Below are 17,184 nucleotides of genomic sequence, written 5' to 3' on the forward strand. Positions count from 1 at the left end.
GCCGGGCCGGCCGCTGAGTTCAGCGGCCGGCCCGCCCCCAGGCCCCCCTCAGACCAGATGAACGACTTTCGACTTACGAAAGAGGGCTTGACGACCAGTGCTTGACGTCAACTTCTTCGACGAGCTCCGCATCGGCCTCGCGACCGCCGACGACATCCGCCAGTGGTCGCACGGCGAGGTCAAGAAGCCGGAGACCATCAACTACCGCACGCTGAAGCCGGAAAAGGACGGCCTTTTCTGCGAGAAGATCTTCGGTCCCACCCGGGACTGGGAGTGCTACTGCGGTAAGTACAAGCGTGTCCGCTTCAAGGGCATCATCTGCGAGCGCTGCGGCGTCGAGGTCACCCGTGCCAAGGTGCGCCGCGAGCGGATGGGCCACATCGAGCTGGCTGCCCCGGTCACCCACATCTGGTACTTCAAGGGTGTGCCGTCCCGCCTCGGTTACCTGCTCGACCTGGCGCCGAAGGACCTTGAGAAGGTCATCTACTTCGCCGCCTACATGATCACCTGGGTGGACGACGAGCGTCGCCAGCGCGACCTGCCGTCCCTGGAGGCGCACGTCTCCGTCGAGCGCCAGCAGATCGAGAACCGCCGCGACGCGGACCTCGAGGCGCGGGCCAAGAAGGCCGAGACCGACCTGGCCGAGCTGGAGGCCGAGGGCGCCAAGGCCGACGTGCGCCGCAAGGTGCGCGAGGGTGCCGAGCGCGAGATGAAGCAGCTGCGCGACCGCGCGCAGCGCGAGATCGACCGCCTCGACGAGGTGTGGGCCCGCTTCAAGAACCTCAAGGTCCAGGACCTCGAGGGCGACGAGCTGCTCTACCGCGAGCTGCGCGACCGCTTCGGCACCTACTTCTCCGGCTCGATGGGCGCGGCGGCCCTCAAGGACCGCCTGGAGACCTTCGACCTGGCGGAGGAGTCCGAGCGCCTGCGCGAGATCATCCGCACCGGCAAGGGCCAGAAGAAGACCCGGGCGCTCAAGCGCCTCAAGGTCGTCTCCGCCTTCCTGCAGACCACCAACAAGCCCAACGGCATGGTGCTGGACTGCGTCCCGGTGATCCCGCCGGACCTGCGTCCGATGGTGCAGCTGGACGGTGGCCGCTTCGCGACCTCCGACCTGAACGACCTGTACCGCCGCGTGATCAACCGCAACAACCGCCTGAAGCGCCTGCTCGACCTCGGGGCTCCCGAGATCATCGTGAACAACGAGAAGCGGATGCTCCAGGAGGCGGTCGACGCCCTCTTCGACAACGGCCGTCGCGGCCGCCCGGTCACGGGCCCCGGCAACCGTCCGCTGAAGTCGCTGTCCGACATGCTCAAGGGCAAGCAGGGTCGTTTCCGTCAGAACCTGCTCGGCAAGCGCGTCGACTACTCGGCCCGTTCGGTCATCGTCGTCGGCCCGCAGCTCAAGCTGCACCAGTGCGGTCTGCCCAAGGCCATGGCGCTGGAGCTCTTCAAGCCGTTCGTGATGAAGCGCCTGGTGGACCTGAACCACGCGCAGAACATCAAGTCGGCCAAGCGCATGGTCGAGCGCGCGCGCCCGGTGGTGTGGGACGTCCTCGAAGAGGTCATCGCCGAGCACCCGGTGCTGCTGAACCGTGCGCCCACCCTGCACCGCCTCGGCATCCAGGCCTTCGAGCCCCAGCTGGTCGAGGGCAAGGCCATCCAGATCCACCCGCTCGTCTGCACCGCGTTCAACGCGGACTTCGACGGTGACCAGATGGCCGTCCACCTGCCGCTCTCCGCGGAGGCGCAGGCCGAGGCCCGCATCCTGATGCTGTCCTCGAACAACATCCTGAAGCCGGCCGACGGTCGCCCCGTCACCATGCCGACCCAGGACATGGTGCTCGGCCTCTTCTTCCTCACCTCGGACCGCGAGGAGGTGAAGGGCGGTGGCCGCTCCTTCTCCTCGACCGCCGAGGCGATCATGGCCTTCGACGCCCGCGAGCTGGACGTCCAGGCCCCGATCGAGCTGCGCCTGCCGATCGGGACCGTGCCGCCCCGCGGCTGGACCCCGCCGGCGGTGGACCCGGAGTGGGCCGACAGCCAGCCGTCCTGGACCGAGGGCGAGCCGTTCCGCCTGACCACCACCCTGGGCCGCGCGCTCTTCAACGAGCTGCTGCCCGAGGACTACCCGTTCGTCGACTACGAGGTGGGCAAGAAGCAGCTCTCCGCGATCGTCAACGACCTGGCGGAGCGCTACCCCAAGGTCATCGTCGCGGCGACGCTGGACAACCTGAAGGCGGCCGGCTTCCACTGGTCGACCCGCTCGGGCGTCACCGTCTCGATCTCGGACGTCGTCGTGCCGCCGAGCAAGCCGCAGATTCTCGAGGGCTACGAGGCGCAGGCCGAGAAGGTCCAGAAGAACTACGAGCGCGGTCTGATGACCAACGACGAGCGCAAGCAGGAAATGGTCAACATCTGGACCAAGGCGACCAACGAGGTTGCCGAGGCCATGAACGCGAACTTCCCGAAGACCAACCCCATCTTCATGATGGTCGACTCGGGTGCTCGCGGAAACATGATGCAGATGCGTCAGATCGCCGGTATGCGTGGTCTGGTGTCGAACGCGAAGAACGAGACCATCCCGCGTCCGATCAAGGCCTCGTTCCGTGAGGGCCTGTCCGTGCTGGAGTACTTCATCTCCACCCACGGTGCCCGTAAGGGTCTGGCCGACACCGCGCTGCGCACCGCCGACTCGGGTTACCTGACCCGTCGTCTGGTGGACGTCTCGCAGGACGTGATCATCCGCGAGGAGGACTGCGGCACCGAGCGCGGCCTCAAGCTGGCGATCGGCACCGTCGGCGAGGACGGCGTGCTGCGCAAGACGGACGACGTCGAGACCAGCGTCTACGCCCGGATGCTGGCCGAGGACATCACCGTCGACGGCAAGCTCGTCGCGACCGCCAACACCGACCTCGGTGACGTGCTGATCGACGAGCTGATCCGGCACGGCATCGGTGAGGTCAAGACCCGCTCGATCCTGACCTGTGAGTCGGCCGTTGGCACCTGTGCCTTCTGCTACGGCCGTTCGCTGGCCACCGGCAAGCTGGTCGACATCGGTGAGGCGGTCGGCATCATCGCCGCCCAGTCCATCGGTGAGCCCGGTACCCAGCTGACCATGCGTACCTTCCACACCGGTGGTGTGGCCGGTGACGACATCACGCAGGGTCTGCCCCGTGTCGTCGAGCTCTTCGAGGCCCGTACCCCCAAGGGTGTGGCCCCGATCTCGGAGGCGCAGGGCCGGGTCCGCATCGAGGACACCGAGAAGACCCGCAAGGTCGTGGTGACCCCGGACGACGGCACCGACGAGATCGCCTACCCGGTCTCCAAGCGTGTCAAGCTCCTGGTGAGCGAGGGCGAGGCGGTCGAGGTCGGCCAGAAGCTGACCATGGGTGCCACCAACCCGCACGACGTGCTGCGGATCATGGGCCAGCGTGCCGTCCAGATCCACCTGGTCGCCGAGGTCCAGAAGGTCTACAACTCGCAGGGTGTGTCGATCCACGACAAGCACATCGAGATCATCATCCGGCAGATGCTCCGCCGCGTGACGATCATCGAGTCGGGCGACGCCGAGCTGCTGCCGGGCGAGCTGGTCGAGCGCGGCCGGTTCGAGACCGAGAACCGTCGCGTGGTCTCCGAGGGCGGCCACCCCGCCTCCGGCCGTCCGCAGCTGATGGGTATCACCAAGGCCTCGCTGGCCACCGAGTCCTGGCTGTCGGCCGCCTCCTTCCAGGAGACGACCCGGGTGCTCACCGACGCGGCGATCCACGCCAAGTCGGACCCGCTGCTGGGCCTCAAGGAGAACGTCATCCTCGGTAAGCTCATCCCGGCCGGTACGGGTCTGCCCCGCTACCGCAACATCCGGGTCGAGCCGACCGAGGAGGCCAAGGCCGCGATGTACTCGGCCGTCGGCTACGACGACTACGACCTGTCGCCCTTCGGCGCCGGCTCCGGCCAGGCGGTCCCGCTGGACGACTACGACTACGGGCCGTACACCGGCTGAGTGGTCGAACGCTCCGAACGCCGCTGGGCGGCCGACCCTCTCGGGTTGGCCGCCCAGCGGCGTTTCCAGTGCGCGGAACTAGTCGGAGTCCAGCAGCGCGGTGAAGCGGGTCAGCGGGTCGCCGGTGACCGGGCGCAGCAGCGGGGTCAGGTAGCGGGCGCCGGGGAAGCGGAAGCCGCCGAGGAAGGCGAAGCGGGTGGTGCCGTCCGGCTCGGGGCGGGCGGCCATGCCGCCGAGCAGCAGGCGGCTGCGCATCAGGCACCAGCCGGGGGCGAGGTCGATGGTGAAGGTGGCGCGCAGCCGGGTGTGGCCGTGGACCCGGGCCGTGCGGTAGCCCTCGGGGGTGCGGGCGGCGGCCAGCCGCACGGTGCGCACGTCCGGGATCCAGAGCGGCATGGTGCGCTCCAGGTCCTGGGCCGCGGCCCAGACCCGCTCGAACGGCGCGGCGATCACGGTCTCGCGGACCCGGGCGCCCGGCGCGGTCGCGGCGATCACCCGCAGGCGGCGGACCGGGTCGAAGTCGGCCACCGGCCAGGAGCCGGGGTGGGGCTGCTCGGTCATTGCTGCCACGCCTTTCGGAAGCTGAGTCGGGCCCGGGAGAGCCGGGACTTCACCGTGCCGGGGGCCACCGCGAGCAGCGCCGCGGTCTGCCGTTCGTCCAGGCCCTCCAGGTCGCGCAGGAGCAGTACGGCGCGGTGCTCGGGGGAGAGCCGGGAGAGCACGTCGCGGATGTCCGCGCCGAGCTGCGGATCGCCCGGGGCCGGCAGCTCGGTCAGCTCCGCGGGCCGCGCCCGGGCGGCGCGGGCGGCGTGCCGCACCGCCTCGCGCACCGCGATCACCCGGACCCAGCCGAAGAGCGCGGCCGGCTCGTCGAGTTGGCGCAGCTTGCGGAAGACCGCGAGGAGCGCCTCCTGGGTCGCGTCGGCGCCGTCGGCCAGCGCGATCGGGCCGCAGAGCCGGCGCACGTACGGGGTGATCAGGTCGAGCAGCCGGGCGACCGCCAGCTGGTCGCCGCCCTGGGCGGCCCGGACCAGGGCGGCGAGGTCGGGACCGGCGGGGTCGGGACCGGCGGGGTCGGGACCGGCGAGACCCGGGCCGGCGGGGTCCGGGCCGCGCGGTGGCTCCTGCATGGCGCTGTCTCCGTCGTGTCGACGACTCGGGGGCTTCAGGGAGAGGGAGCAAGACGGGCAAAGGTTCCCAGCGGTTCGGGCCGCGGCGCTGTGGCCCTGGTCACAGGAACGCCGCGGCCGTCGGCGCACTCCTCAGGGCAGCCAACAGTCCTGACTACCCGTGAGGTGACCGGATGCCGCAAGGAAGAGACACCCGCCGCTGGGCCGAGGCGGTGGCCGCCGTCCTGCTGGTGGACGGCGCCGTCCACCTCTACTGGGCGACCGGGCGGACCTGGCCGGTGCGCGACCGGGCCCGGCTCTCCCAGCTGGTGCTGAACACCCAGCTGCCCTTCACCCCGCCGGTGCTGCTCCCGCTGGTCGGGATGCTCGGCGGGGCCGCCGTGCTGGTGCTGGTCCGCGGCGGGCTGCTGCCGGGGCCGGCCAGGCTGCTGCCGGCCCGGCTGCCGTACTGGGGCAGCCTGGCGGTGACCGGTGGGCTGCTGCTGCGCGGAGCGGCCGGGCTCGTCTGGGTCACGGGGCTGGGTGCCGACCCGGGCGACACCTTCTACTGGCTGAACCTGCTGCTCTACACCCCGCTCTGCTGGGTGCTGGCGGCCGGTGCCTGGCGGGTGGCGGCCGTGCCGGGGGGCCTGGCCGGGCTCGGCTCCCTCCTGCGGGGGAGGCGGGTGAACCGCTCGCCGGAGTGATCCGCGACCAGGGGGCGGCCGGGCAGTCTTGGGGTGTCGGTTCGGGACGGTCCGGGCCAGCGAACGAGGGGGACCCCAGATGCGCAACCGCCTGGCCCGGGTGCTCGGCTACACCGCGATCACCGGCTTCGTCGCCGTCGGGATGGCCGGCTGCTTCTGGAGCGGCGCGCAGCAGCACAAGGACGTCGGCTACGCGATCGACCAGCCGGTCCGCACCCTGGTGATCCAGGGCCGGACGGGGAACATCCGGGTGGTCGGGGCGGGCAGCGCGGTGCGGGTGTCGGAGCACCAGGACTACCAGCACCAGCAGCCCGTCAGCACCCACACGGTGGCCGACGGAACCCTGACCCTGACCTACTCCTGCCCCGACGACTGCGGCATCGACTACCAGGTCGACGTGCCGGCCGGCACCGCGGTGCGGATCAGCGCCGGCACCGGAGACGTGCACCTGTCCGGGCTGAGCGCCGAGGTGCGGGCCGCCACCGGCACCGGCCAGGTCGAGGCGCTCGGGCTGACCTCCGGCACCGCCACGCTGACCTCGGACACCGGTGACGTCTCGGCGACCTTCACCACCGCGCCCGGCTCGCTGACGGCGACGACCGCCACCGGCAATGTCAAGGTGGTGCTGCCGAACGGCGGTTACGCGGTGACGGCCGAGGCCGACACCGGCAGCGTCAAGGTGACGGTCCCGCAGGACGCCGCCTCGGGGCACGCGATCGACGCGCGGTCGAGCACCGGCGACGTCACCGTCACGCATGCCTGAGCTCAACCGCCCTCGGCCCGCCTATGACCTGCTGGCCTCGGGCGATAGGCTCCCCGCGAACGGGGGAGGGGCGGACGTGGAGACGATGACGCGCGCTCAGGCGTGGCTGGCCGAACGGGGGCGGTGGGCGCGCGGGCGGCTCGCCGGGATCAACCCGTACGTGACGGACACGCTGATCGCCCTGGGCGCGGCCGCGGTCTCGCTCTGGGCGGTCTACAACGACGACCGGAGCTGGCCGCTCTGGACCTACCTGGTGGCCGCCGCCTGCTGCGCCCCGATCCCCTGGCGCCGCAGGGCGCCGTTCACGGCCCTGGTGGTCTCGGCCGTCTTCTCGGCCTGGCTCGGCCTGTTCGCCCACTCCGCGCAGCCGCAGATCGCGGTCTACGGGATCGTGGCCGTCTACACCGTGGCCGACCTGGGCCGGAACTGGCAGCGCTGGCTGATGCTGGTGGTCCTGGTGGCCTCCGCCTTCCTGGGCACCCGCTCACTGAACGGGATGATCTTCAGCGAGATCACCACGATCGGCTCCTTCGCGCTGGGCACCGCGGTGCGCGAGCTGCGGCGGCTGGCCCACGTGGAGGCCGAGCGGGCCAGGGAGACCGGGCTGCGCGCGGCCAGCGACGCGGCCCGCGCGGTGGCCGAGGAGCGCGGCCGGATCGCCCGCGAGATGCACGACATCCTGGCGCACGCCGTCTCGCTCATGGTGATCCAGGCCGAGGCGGGCCCGGTGGTGGTGCGCAGCGACCCGGACCGGGCGATCAAGGCCTTCGACGCCATCGCCGACTCCGGGCGCGACGCCATGGTGCAGCTGCGCCGGGTGCTGGGCGTGCTGAAGGAGGACGGTGCCACGCCGGTGCTGGCCCCGCAGCCCAAGCTGCTGGAGCTGTCGGCGGTGGCCGCCCGGGTGCGCGAGGCGGGCGTCGCGGTCGAGCTGAGGCTGCCCGAGCCGGCCGCGGTGCTGCCGGCCGACGTGGAGACCGCGGCCTACCGGATCGTCCAGGAGGCGCTGACCAACATCGTCAAGCACTCCGGCGCGGACGCGGCCCAGGTGCGGGTGAGCGAGGTGCGGGTGGCCGAGCTGGGCCAGGTGCTGGAGCTGGCGGTCAGCGACAACGGGCGCGGCCTGGCCGAGCCGGGCGAGCGGGTCTCGGGCCGCTCCGGCGGGCGGGGCCTGGTGGGCATCCGCGAGCGGGCCGCTGCCTGCGGCGGCAAGGCCTCGGCCGGGCCCGGCCCGGACGGTCGCGGCTTCGTGGTGACGGCCCGGCTGCCGATCGGTGCCGGGTCGCTGTGAACAACGGTTGGTGAGCGAGGGGAGCGGGATGTCCGCGATACGCGTGGTGGTGGCCGATGACCAGGAGCTGGTGCGGGCCGGGTTCGGCATGATCCTGGACGCCCAACCGGACATCGAGGTGGTGGCCGAGGCCTGCGACGGCGCCGAGGCCCTCGCCGCGGTGGCCGAGCACCGGCCTGACGTCCTGCTGCTGGACGTCCGGATGCCGGTGATGGACGGCCTCGAAGCGGCCCGCCGGGTCTGCGCCGAGCACCCCGACACCAAGGTGATCATGCTGACCACCTTCGACATCGACGACTACGTCTACGACGCGCTCTACGCGGGCGCCAGCGGCTTCCTGCTCAAGGACGTGCGCCGCGACGACCTCGCGCACGGCGTGCGGCTGGTGGCCTCCGGCGAGGCGCTGCTCGCGCCCTCCGTCACCAAGCGCCTGATCAGCGAGTTCTCCGCGCGCCGGCCGACCGGCCCGGGAGCCGCGTTGCGCGCGCCGTCCAAACTGCTGGAGCAGCTGACGGTGCGCGAGCAGGAGACGCTGCGGCTGATCGCCCGCGGCTGCTCCAACGCCGAGATCGCCGCCGAGCTGGTGGTCAGCGAACACACCGTCAAGACCCACGTCAGCAACGTGCTGAGCAAGCTCCAACTGCGCGACCGGGTGCACGCGGTGGTCTTCGCCTACGAGGCGGGCGCGGTGGTGGCGGGGGAGGTCTGAGGCGCCACGCGGGTCAGCTCACCTGGAACACCGGCCCGCGCGCGGTGAACGGCAGCGAGCCGCCCGGCGGGAGCAGGTACGCGTGCTCGCGGCGCACCCGCAGCACGTCGCACTCGCCGTCGGTGATCAGCAGGACCGGCGCGCCGGGCGGGAAGTCCTCGGCGCGCTCCAGCAGGTCCACCCCGGGCTGCAGCACCGTGCCGCCCCGGCCGCGCACCCGCGTCCGCCCGGCGATCAGCTCCGGCGGCAGGTAGCCGGCGTCGTAGGCCGCCGCGTCGCAGTACACCACGCGCGCCGCCGGTACGTCCCGGGCGGCCGCGTAGGAGGCGATCGCGCCCAGTGCCTTGCCGAGCAGGCGGCGGTCCATCGAGCCCGAGGTGTCCAGCACCACGCCGAAGGTGCAGCGGGCCACCTCCTCGGGCGGGAAGTACCGCCCGGCGCGCGGGATGCCGGGGGAGGAGGCCTGCCGCCGGGAGGGGCGCGCGTAGCTGCGCACCGGCTGCGGAGAGGGGACGAACTCGTCGAACCAGCGGGCCAGGCGGGCGTCCCAGGGCAGCGGCGGGTGGGCCAGCGCCCGGATCTCCTCCTCCAGCCCGGCCGGCAGCAGGCCGCGCTCGCGCCGGTGCAGTTCGAAGCCCTGCTGCAGGCCGCGGCGGTAGAAGTCGTCCAGGTCGACGTAGTCGCGCGGCGGGCCGAGCGGCTCGCCCAGCAGGTCCGGGCGCCCCTTGCCGGCCAGGGTGGCCAGCCGCCGGATCCGGCGCTGGTCGCGGGCGATCCGGTCGTACACCTCCTCGGCCGACAGTCCCTTCAACTCCGGGTCGTGCAGCAGCCCTTCGGGCATCTCGCCGACGCCCATCTCAAGCAGCCAGCCGTTGATCACGTAGTCGGCCGCGACATTGAACAGGTACGGGTCGCGGGCTCCGCGCCGCTCGCCGTGCCGCAGCGCGGCGTGCAGCATCTCGTGGCCCAGGATGAAGCGCCACTCCTCGTCGCTGTAGTGGCGCAGCGGGTTCAGGTAGATCTCGCCGGCCTCGGCGTTGACGGCGGCGATCGCGATGCCCTGGGCCCGGGCCAGCTCGGCGTCGGCGACCAGGGTGAGGCCGGCCGCGATCCCGCCGAGCAGCGGGTAGGAGGAGATGAACCAGTTGAGCGCGCGGGTCCACGGCCGCTCCGGCAGCCGCGCCCCGGTCAGCTCCTCGCGCCGGCCGCCGGCCAGGTCCATCGCGGCCGACACGGTGCGGGTCAGCGCGGCGGCGAAGGCCACCGTCCAGTCCTCGGGGGTCTTCTGGTACTTGCCGGACCGCCGCAGGTCCGATGCCGTCCCGGCGGTCCCCAGCACCTCGGGCAGCCCGTCCCGGCGCCAGCGGGCGGCCAGCTCCTGCTCGTCGCCGCCGGCGTACGCGGTGGGCAGCTCGAAGGGGCTGCGGCCGGTGCCGAAGGTGGCCAGGAACCGGTTGACCACGTGGCAGCGGGCCGCGCGCAGGCAGGCGTCGGGCTCCTCGCGCGGGCCGTCCAGGTGCCCGAAGCCCAGGTGCAGCAGGCAGTGCGCGAGCACCCAGGCCCACTCGGCCGGCTCGGCGCGCCGCGTGCCGTCCACGTGCAGCACGCCGTTGGAGTCGACCACCGCCCAGGCGTCGGGCGGCAGGCAGTCGGCGTTGCGGCACAGGCTCACGTCCAGCGCGGCGAAGGCGGTGTTGCGGCGCAGCAGCGCCAGCCCCTCGGCCAGCGCCAGGGCGGCCGGATCCTTGGCCGCGGGCGGCGGCGGGCGTCTCACCGCCGCGCCTCGACCAGCCGGGGCATGTCGCGGGCCGCCTCGATCAGGAACCAGCCCGGCAGCACCGGGTTGCCGTCCGAGCCGTCCGCGATCACCGTCTGGGCCACCTCCACCGAGATCTCGGCCAGTTGCACCAGCAGCGACTTGGCCCGGTAGGCGGTCTGCCGCAGCGCGTCGGAGGCGTACTCCTTGCGGGCCGGCAACTCCTTGACCAGCCGGCCGCGGAAGGCGTCGGCCAGGTAGTAGAGCAGGTCGCGGTCCTCCGGCCGGTGCGGCCAGCGGGCGTCGCCCTTGAGGATCGCGTCCAGGCCGAAGGAGTGCCGCACGATCTTGGCGTAGCCGCAGAACGCCACCGCGTGCTGCGGCGTCAGCAGCCCGTTGGCCACCACCTTCAGCGTCTCCTCGGAGAGCGCGGTGCCGAAGGAGTGCAGCGCGTCGGAGAGCATGTGCCAGGCGCGCGGGGTGGAGAACGGTTCCTCGGACTTCGGCGGCGCCGACCAGAGGTGGTCCGGACGGTCCGTCAGGTGGTCGACCACCCAGGGGTGGATCCCGCTGCCGTGCGCCCACTTCAGCCAGTCGCCGGCGCTGGCCCGCAGATGGACGTGGACCAGCCGGTTGACCAGCGCCGAGGCCATCGGCCGGGCCAGCGCGCCGTCGGTGGCCCGGTTGCCCGCGCCGATCACGATGCTGCCCGGCGGCAGTTCGTAGGAGCCGATCCGGCGGTCCAGGATCAGCGAGTAGAAGGCCTTCTGCACATCGGGGGTGGCCGCGTTCAGCTCGTCCAGGAAGAGGCAGTACGGCTCGTCGCGGGCGATCGACTCCGGCGGGCAGAACCGCGAGCGGCCCTGCGGGGTGATCTGCGGGACCCCGATCAGGTCCTCCGGCGCCAGCTGGGTGCCGATCAGGCTCACGCACTCCAGCCCGAGCGAGTCGGCGAACTCCCGCACCAGCGAGGACTTGCCGATCCCCGGCGCGCCCCACAGGAAGACCGGCCGCACGGTGGCCAGCCCGAGCAGCAACTCGGGTACCTGGGAAGGTGAGACGGTGACGGCACCCTGCACGGGGAATCCTCTGCTTCGGGGGGAGAACCCGACCAGTGTCCGGGCCACCGGCCGCCCGCGCACCCGGTTTTCGGATGCCGAAACCAGGGTGCGTCCCACCCGGTCCGGCCCTTACCGTCACTCCCATGACCCGCACGCTCGTCGCCGTCCTCACCGGAGCCGGCATCTCCACCGACTCCGGCATCCCCGACTACCGCGGCCCCAACGGCCTGTGGCAGCGCGATCCGCAGGCCCAGCAGCTGGTGACCATCGGCCCCTACCTCGCCGACCCCGAGGTCCGCCGCCGCTCCTGGCGGATGCGGCTGGAGACCGGGGCGCTGGGGGCCGAGCCGAACGCCGGGCACCGCGCGCTGGTCGACCTGGCCGCGAAGCTGCCCGTGCGGGTGCTGACCCAGAACGTGGACGGCCTGCACCAGCGGGCCGGGCTGGCCGAGCGCAAGGTGCTCGAACTGCACGGCACCGCCCTGCGCACCCGGTGCACGGCCTGCGGTCGCGGTGGCGAGATGGCCCAGGCGCTGGCCCGGGTGGAGGCGGGCGAGCCGGACCCGGCCTGCCCGCACTGCGGCGGGGTGCTCAAGCCGGCCACCGTGATGTTCGGCGAGACGCTGGACCCGGAGGTGCTGACGCGGGCCGACGCGATCGCCAAGGCCTGCGACGTCTTCCTCGCGGTCGGCAGCTCGCTGCAGGTCCACCCGGCGGCGGTGTGCCGCGGATCGCGTTGGAGCACGGCGCCCGGCTGATCGTGGTCAACGGCGAGCCCACCCCCTACGACGAGCTCGCGGCGGAGGTGATCCGGGAGCCGATCTCCACCGCCCTGCCGGCGCTGGTCGATAGGCTGTCCGGGTGACGCACTTCGACCCCTGGTCAGCGGAGTTCATCGCGCACCCGTACGACGCGTACGCGGAGCTGCGCGAGCGGACCCCGGTGCTCTTCCACGAGCCGACCGGGCAGTGGCTCGTCTCCCGCCACCGGGACGTCAGCGCGCTGCTCCGCGACCGCCGGCTCGGTCGCACCTACACCCACCGCTACAGCCACGAGGAGTTCGGGCAGCGGCCGCCCGACCCGGCGCACGAGCCCTTCCACACCCTCAACGACAACGGGCTGCTCGACCTGGAGGCGCCGGACCACACCCGGATCCGGCGCCTGGTGGCGAAGGCGTTCACCCCGCGGATGGTCCAGGCGCTGCGGCCGACGGTGGCCGCGCTGGCCGACGAGCTGGTCACCGGGCTGCTCGCGGACGGCGGCGGCGACCTGATCGCCGCCGTCGCCGAGCCGCTGCCGGTCGCGGTGATCGCCGAGATGCTCGGCGTGCCGGCGGCCGACCGCGGCCTGCTGCGGCCCTGGTCGGCCGCCATCACCGGGATGTTCGAACTCGACCCGGGCCCCGAGGTCGCGCGGCGGGCGGTGGCCGCCAGCACCGAGTTCTCCGACTACCTGCGCGCGCTGATCCGCGAGCGCCGCGCCGACCCGGGCCAGGACCTGATCTCCGCGCTGATCGCGGCCCAGGAGGACGGCGACCGGCTCAGCGAGCAGGAGATGGTCTCCACCTGCGTGCTGCTGCTCAACGCCGGCCACGAGGCGACCGTCAACACCACCGGCAACGGCTGGTGGGCGCTCTTCCGCAACCCCGACCAGCTGGCCCTGCTGCGCTCCGACGTCGACGCCCATCTCCCGACCACGGTCGAGGAGTTGATGCGCTACGACACCCCGCTGCAGATGTTCGAGCGGTGGGTGCTGGAGGACGTCGAGCTGCACGGCACCACCATCCCGCGCGGGGCCGAACTGGCCCTGCTCCTCGGCTCCGCCAACCACGACCCCGAGCGCTTCACCGAGCCCGAGCGGCTGGACGTGACCCGCGCCGACAACCCGCACCTCACCTTCGGCGCCGGCATCCACTTCTGCCTCGGCGCCCCCCTGGCCCGCCTGGAGCTCACCGAGTCCTACGGCGCCCTGCTGCGCCGCGCACCGGGCCTGGCGCTGGTCACCGAGCCCACCTGGCAGCCCGGATTCGTGATCCGCGGCCTGAACGAACTGTTGGTGAACACATGAGGCGAGCCACCGGAGCACTGCTCGGCCTGGCGATCGGCGACGCGCTGGGCTACCGCACCGAGTTCGACAGCGTCGAGCAGATCGCCCGGCGCCACCCCGACTGGCGGCAACTCCCGCTGCCCGTACCGGCGCTGATCACCGACGACACCCAGATGACGCTGGCCGTGGCCCGCGCGATCCGGTTGACCGGCGAGCTGACCCCGCAGCCCTTCGCCGAGCGGCTGGCGGACGAGTTCGTCTCCTGGTGCAACGCCCCTGACAACAACCGCGCGCCCGGCATGACCTGTATGCGTGCCTGCCGCGAGCTGGAGCGCCACCCCGGCCGCCCCTGGCAGCAGTCCAGCCAGATGGGCTCCAAGGGCTGCGGCGCCAACATGCGGGTCGCCCCGATCGGCCTGATCCGCTCGCTGACGTACGGCCAACTCGCGGGCGCCGCCCAGTTGCAGGCCGGCCTGACCCACGGCCACCCGACCGGCCTGGCCGCCAGCCAGCTGACCGCCTACGCGATCCGCCTGCTGGTCGAGGGCTGGGCGCCCGTGAACCTCCCCGCCGAGCTGCGCCGCTACGCGCTCGCCTACCGCACCCACTACGACGCGCACTGGCTCGGCGACCTCGCCGCGCACAGCCGCGAGCGTTCCGCCGAGGACTACATCGCGCTCGGCTGGGACGAGTGCCTGGCCGCCCTCGACCGGCTGGACGCCGCCCTCGCCGCCCCCGCCCGCGAGGTCGACCCCTGCCTGGCCACCGGCGCGGGCTGGGTCGCCGAGGAGGCCTTCGCCACCGGCCTGCTCTGCTTCCTGCTCTTCCCCGACGACCCGGTCGCCGCCGTGCGCCGCGGCGCCTACTCCTCCGGCGACTCCGACTCGATCGCCTGCCTGGCCGGCGCCTTCGCGGGCGCGCACGCCGGCGCGGCCGCCTGGCCCGCCGAGTGGGTGGAGCGGATCGAGCACCGCGACGAGCTGCTCGCCCTCGGCGCGTTCTGGGACTGACCCGGGTGCCGGCGCCCGCCGCGAGCGGGCGCCGGATCAGCGCCTCCGGCAGGCGCGGCACGCCCCGGATCAGGGCCGGTGGGGCGGGCACGGGGGAGCCGTCCGAGGACCCGGCCACCCCGACCGCGGCGCTCCGTCCAGGCGAAAGTCGGCTGGTAGGGTGCCGCCATGCGAATCTTGGTCACAGGTGGCAGCGGCTACATCGGATCCCACACCACGCTCCAGTTGATCGCTGCGGGCCACGAGGTCGTGATCGCGGACAACTTCAGCAGGAGCAAGCTTTCGGTCCTGGGCCGTCTTGAGTCGCTGTCCGGTGCTTCGATCAAGCACCACGTCATCGACCTGACCGACCAGGAGGCGACCGACCGCCTCTTCGCCCAGGGGGCGTTCGAGGCCGTCATCCACTTCGCCGGGCTGAAGGCGGTCGGTGAGTCCGTCGCGATGCCGCTCGAGTACTACTCGAACAACCTCGGCCTGACCCTCTCCGTGCTGACCGCGATGCGCACGCACGGCGTCAAGAAGCTGGTGTTCTCCTCCTCCGCCACGGTCTACGGCGAGCACGCGCAGGTCCCGATGCAGGAGCCCTTCCCCACCTCGGCGAACAACCCCTACGGGTGGACCAAGGTGATGCAGGAGCAGATGCTGCGCGACGTCGGCGTGGCCGACCCGTCGATGCGGATCGCGCTGCTGCGCTACTTCAACCCGGTCGGTGCCCACAAGTCCGGCATGATCGGCGAGGACCCGCAGGGCGTGCCCAACAACCTGATGCCGCTGCTCGCCCAGATCGCCGTCGGGCGACGGGAGTTCCTGAGCGTCTACGGCAAGGACTACCCCACTCCCGACGGCACCGCGCGACGCGACTACCTGCACGTCGAGGACCTGGCCGCCGGCCACGTCGCCGCCCTGAACAGGCTCGGCGAGACGCAGGAGCCGGTCTCGACCTGGAACCTGGGCACCGGTACGCCGACCTCGGTCCTGGAGATGGTGTCGGCGTTCGCCGCGGCCAGTGGCCGGGAGATCCCGACCGTCGACGCGCCCCGCCGCCCCGGTGACATCGCCGACTCCTTCGCCGACCCGGCCAAGGCCCAGGCCGAGCTGGGCTGGGTGGCCGCCCGCACCATCGACGACATGTGCGCGGACACCTGGCGCTGGCAGTCGCAGAACCCGGACGGCTTCCCGGAGGCCTGACCCTCCCGCCGCAGAGACCCGACGGGGCTCCCGCGGATCCCCTTGCCCGACGCGATTCGACGCAACTCGACGCGATTCGACGCAAGGCGGTCCCCAGGAGCCCCGTTCCGCTGTCACCACGCCGTTTCTCAGACGCGGCTTCTCAGCGCTTGCCGCGCCCGCGCCCCACCCGGGCCCGCTCGTGCAGCGCGGCCCGGTCGGCGGCGGCCCGGCCGGCCGCCCAGCCCTCGCCGTCGCTCACCCGCACCCGCTGCGAGGTGAGCTTGGGGAACATCCGGTCGGTGGCCGAGCCGACCGCCTGCTCGCGCGCGGCCAGCGCCGGCAGCAGCCGTTCGTCCGGCACCAGTTGCTCCGCGCTGCCGTCCTCGCGCAGGTGCCGCCCGGCCGCCGCCTCCCGGGTGGTCCGCTCGGTCGCCGCGGTGAGCCGCTCGCGGATCCGCGCCGCGTAGGAGACCAGGAACGACTGCCGGAACGCCCGGGTGCGCGAGGCCCCGTCCACGTGCTGCTTGCTGCCGCTGCGGTTCATCGCGGCGGTCGCCTGGACCAGCAGCGAGGTGTAGAGCAGTTCCACGGCGTCCAGGTCGGGGTCGAAGCCGACCACCGTGCAGAAGCCGAACTCCTTGGCCCAGACCACCCGGCAGCGGTTGGCCGCCGCCACCGCGTCCAGCAGCATCGCCTTCGGACCCTCGTACGGGTTCTCCACCCCGATCCGCACCGCGCCCGGGCGGGAGTCGTCCGCCTGCCCGGCGGCCAGCAGCGCCTCGTCGATGCTGTGCTGCGCCATCAGCTGCTGGGCCTTCCCGGTCAGCGCCTCGGCCTCCTGCGGGAACTCGGTGGACTCCGCCTTGGCCAGCAGCGCCCGGATCCGGCCCAGCATCCGCGGCTCACCCGGCACCGGGACGGCCGCCCGGTGCTCCACCGGGCGGGCCCCCGGCGCCGGTCCGACCGGTGCGAGCGCCGGCAGCCGGCCGAGCATCCGCAGCAGTTCGAGCAGCGCGCTGGCCAGCGCGAACCGGTCCAGCCGGTGCGTCTGCGCGAAGCCGGGCAGGAACTCCTCGTCGGCCACCCACCAGACGGCGGCCGCCAGCTCGCGCAGCTGCTCCTGCCATCGCCGGTCCAGCGCGGCCGGGGCGTAGCGGCGCGCCTCGGCGGCCACCAGGTCCACCAGCAGGGCCTGGTGGACCGGGCTCAGGTCCCGGCGCACCAGCCTGGCCAGGTCGGCCGGCCGCCAGCCGCGCGCCCACAGCCCGCCCAGCGAGCGGTCCGCCAGGGCCAGCGCACCGCGGCTCACCGCGGGCCAGCACTGGTCGGAGGCGGCCAGCAGCGAGGCCGCGCCGTCCACCGCCTCGTCCACCCGCCGGTCCGGCGCGCCCAGCACCGCGCCGAGCGCCCGCTCCAGCAACTCGTCGATGCTCTTCCGCTCTTCGTCCACCGAGCCCATGATGCCGCAGTGCGCCCCGGTGCCGGGCGCCGCGGGCCCGGAGCGGACGGTGCCCGGCCCGTCGTCTGGCGGTCGGCGGTGACAACCCGGGATGATGGTG

13 protein-coding genes and 1 pseudogene are annotated in these 17,184 nt (G+C 72.9%); 9 read left to right on the forward strand and 5 right to left on the reverse strand.

Annotated features, from left to right (window positions below; all coding sequences use genetic code 11):
* Positions 1 to 97 precede the first annotated feature (97 nt).
* Positions 98 to 4,003: a DNA-directed RNA polymerase subunit beta' gene (locus OG455_RS23530; protein ID WP_266296780.1), complete on the forward strand. Its 3,906-nt coding sequence runs from the start codon at positions 98 to 100 to the stop codon at positions 4,001 to 4,003.
* Positions 4,004 to 4,081: 78 nt separating this feature from the next.
* Here the strand turns inward: OG455_RS23530 and OG455_RS23535 are convergent, their stop codons facing one another.
* Positions 4,082 to 4,564, reverse strand: a complete 483-nt coding sequence (locus tag OG455_RS23535; protein WP_266296781.1) for a hypothetical protein — start codon at positions 4,562 to 4,564, stop codon at positions 4,082 to 4,084.
* A complete protein-coding gene (locus OG455_RS23540) occupies positions 4,561 to 5,133 on the reverse strand; it encodes an RNA polymerase sigma factor (RefSeq protein ID WP_266296783.1) in 573 nt (190 codons plus the stop codon). Before OG455_RS23540 ends, OG455_RS23535 begins: the two co-directional genes overlap by 4 nt.
* A 173-nt stretch (positions 5,134 to 5,306) precedes the next feature.
* Between OG455_RS23540 and OG455_RS23545 the strand changes: the two genes are divergently transcribed.
* The 4 genes from OG455_RS23545 to OG455_RS23560 all read left to right on the forward strand — a co-directional run bounded on the left by OG455_RS23545 (position 5,307) and on the right by OG455_RS23560 (position 8,582).
* Positions 5,307 to 5,819, forward strand: a complete 513-nt coding sequence (locus OG455_RS23545; protein ID WP_266296785.1) for a DUF3995 domain-containing protein — start codon at positions 5,307 to 5,309, stop codon at positions 5,817 to 5,819.
* Between the two features lie 79 nt (positions 5,820 to 5,898).
* Positions 5,899 to 6,582 (forward strand): DUF4097 family beta strand repeat-containing protein, encoded by a 684-nt coding sequence (locus OG455_RS23550; protein ID WP_266296787.1) that lies wholly within the window; start codon positions 5,899 to 5,901, stop codon positions 6,580 to 6,582.
* Between the two features lie 85 nt (positions 6,583 to 6,667).
* Positions 6,668 to 7,873: a sensor histidine kinase gene (locus tag OG455_RS23555; RefSeq protein ID WP_266300925.1), complete on the forward strand. Its 1,206-nt coding sequence runs from the start codon at positions 6,668 to 6,670 to the stop codon at positions 7,871 to 7,873.
* Between the two features lie 28 nt (positions 7,874 to 7,901).
* Positions 7,902 to 8,582, forward strand: coding sequence for a response regulator transcription factor (locus OG455_RS23560; RefSeq protein WP_266296788.1), 681 nt, complete (start codon positions 7,902 to 7,904; stop codon positions 8,580 to 8,582).
* 13 nt (positions 8,583 to 8,595) lie between these two features.
* Here OG455_RS23560 and OG455_RS23565 read toward each other — a convergent pair whose 3' ends face one another.
* Complete coding sequence (locus tag OG455_RS23565) at positions 8,596 to 10,356, reverse strand: hypothetical protein (RefSeq protein ID WP_266296790.1); 1,761 nt, start codon at positions 10,354 to 10,356, stop codon at positions 8,596 to 8,598.
* Positions 10,353 to 11,417 carry an ATP-binding protein gene (locus OG455_RS23570; RefSeq protein ID WP_266296792.1) on the reverse strand — a complete coding sequence of 355 codons (1,065 nt, stop codon included), beginning with the start codon at positions 11,415 to 11,417 and terminating at the stop codon, positions 10,353 to 10,355. The genes OG455_RS23565 and OG455_RS23570 overlap by 4 nt, the downstream gene beginning before the upstream one ends.
* 125 nt (positions 11,418 to 11,542) lie before the next feature.
* On the opposite strand from OG455_RS23570, the pseudogene OG455_RS23575 reads away from it, so the two are divergent.
* The 4 genes and pseudogenes from OG455_RS23575 to galE all read left to right on the forward strand — a co-directional run bounded on the left by OG455_RS23575 (position 11,543) and on the right by galE (position 15,643).
* A pseudogene (locus OG455_RS23575) lies at positions 11,543 to 12,264 on the forward strand (NAD-dependent deacetylase).
* Entirely contained in the window at positions 12,261 to 13,466 is a 1,206-nt protein-coding gene (locus tag OG455_RS23580; protein ID WP_266296793.1) for a cytochrome P450, read from the forward strand. The pseudogene OG455_RS23575 and the gene OG455_RS23580 overlap by 4 nt, the downstream one beginning before the upstream one ends.
* Entirely contained in the window at positions 13,463 to 14,455 is a 993-nt protein-coding gene (locus OG455_RS23585; protein WP_266296795.1) for an ADP-ribosylglycohydrolase family protein, read from the forward strand. The genes OG455_RS23580 and OG455_RS23585 overlap by 4 nt, the downstream gene beginning before the upstream one ends.
* Positions 14,456 to 14,623: 168 nt before the next feature.
* Complete coding sequence (galE, locus tag OG455_RS23590; protein WP_266296796.1) at positions 14,624 to 15,643, forward strand: UDP-glucose 4-epimerase GalE; 1,020 nt, start codon at positions 14,624 to 14,626, stop codon at positions 15,641 to 15,643.
* Between the two features lie 142 nt (positions 15,644 to 15,785).
* Here the strand turns inward: galE and OG455_RS23595 are convergent, their stop codons facing one another.
* Positions 15,786 to 17,084 (reverse strand): DUF2786 domain-containing protein, encoded by a 1,299-nt coding sequence (locus tag OG455_RS23595; protein WP_266296798.1) that lies wholly within the window; start codon positions 17,082 to 17,084, stop codon positions 15,786 to 15,788.
* Between the last annotated feature and the right edge of the window lie 100 nt (positions 17,085 to 17,184).

The sequence above is a fragment of the Kitasatospora sp. NBC_01287 genome, assembly GCF_026340565.1.
Taxonomy (GTDB): domain Bacteria; phylum Actinomycetota; class Actinomycetes; order Streptomycetales; family Streptomycetaceae; genus Kitasatospora.

Bases quoted from the DNA above. Each gene is read 5' to 3' on its own strand.
- OG455_RS23535 (WP_266296781.1), bottom strand. From the start codon at position 4,564: ATGACCGAGCAGCCCCACCCCGGCTCCTGGCCGGTGGCCGACTTCGAC.
- OG455_RS23540 (WP_266296783.1), bottom strand. From the start codon at position 5,133: ATGCAGGAGCCACCGCGCGGCCCGGACCCCGCCGGCCCGGGTCTCGCC.
- OG455_RS23545 (WP_266296785.1), top strand. From the start codon at position 5,307: ATGCCGCAAGGAAGAGACACCCGCCGCTGGGCCGAGGCGGTGGCCGCC.
- OG455_RS23550 (WP_266296787.1), top strand. From the start codon at position 5,899: ATGCGCAACCGCCTGGCCCGGGTGCTCGGCTACACCGCGATCACCGGC.
- OG455_RS23555 (WP_266300925.1), top strand. From the start codon at position 6,668: ATGACGCGCGCTCAGGCGTGGCTGGCCGAACGGGGGCGGTGGGCGCGC.
- OG455_RS23560 (WP_266296788.1), top strand. From the start codon at position 7,902: ATGTCCGCGATACGCGTGGTGGTGGCCGATGACCAGGAGCTGGTGCGG.
- OG455_RS23585 (WP_266296795.1), top strand. From the start codon at position 13,463: ATGAGGCGAGCCACCGGAGCACTGCTCGGCCTGGCGATCGGCGACGCG.
- galE (WP_266296796.1), top strand. From the start codon at position 14,624: ATGCGAATCTTGGTCACAGGTGGCAGCGGCTACATCGGATCCCACACC.
- OG455_RS23595 (WP_266296798.1), bottom strand. From the start codon at position 17,084: ATGGGCTCGGTGGACGAAGAGCGGAAGAGCATCGACGAGTTGCTGGAG.